Below are 573 nucleotides of genomic sequence, written 5' to 3'. Positions count from 1 at the left end.
CGGCGGGCGGCTCGCCTTCGACGCCCTCTCCCTGCCGCGCCTCCTCGGACTTCTGGGCGCCCGCGCGCCCATCCCCGAGGCCGGCGCCCATCTGGGCCGCCGGGCGCCTGCAGGCGCCGGCGATCGCCAATGCCTCCGTGGACATCGAGCTTGCCGCCGACCGCCTGACGCTCCTCGGACCTTACGGCGCCACCGGCGCTCGGATGCGGCTGGTGGGCGACGGCAGCGGCGTCGAGGTGCGCGACCTCTCGGCGGCGTTCGGCGGTGGCCAGATGGGGGCAAGGCTGAAGCTGCGCAACGAGGGCGAGGCCCTCGCGGCCGAGGGACGCCTCGTGCTCGACGGGGTCGACGCCGCCTTCCTCGCCGGGCCGCGGGCGCCCGCACGCCGCCCACCGGCAGGGTCTCGCTCGCGCTCGATCTCCGGCGGCAGCGGGCGCTCCGCGGCGGCGCTGGTCCAGTCGCTGTCCGGGCAGGGCACTCTGAAAACTCGCCCCGCTCGGCATCGACGCCACGGACCCGGGCGCGCTCGCCGCCGTCCTCGCCGAGACCGACGCGCTGCAGCCGCCGCCGGAC

Annotated in this window: 1 pseudogene; it reads left to right on the top strand. The window is 77.8% G+C overall.

The features are described from left to right. Nucleotides 1-137: 137 nt before the first annotated feature. Nucleotides 138-573: pseudogene (locus AC2W7M_RS27110) on the top strand (hypothetical protein); the annotation flags it as partial.

The sequence above is a fragment of the Xanthobacter sp. BG11Y11_SDJG genome (genome assembly GCF_057364445.1).
This window is presented reverse-complemented; position numbering and strand designations above follow the sequence as displayed.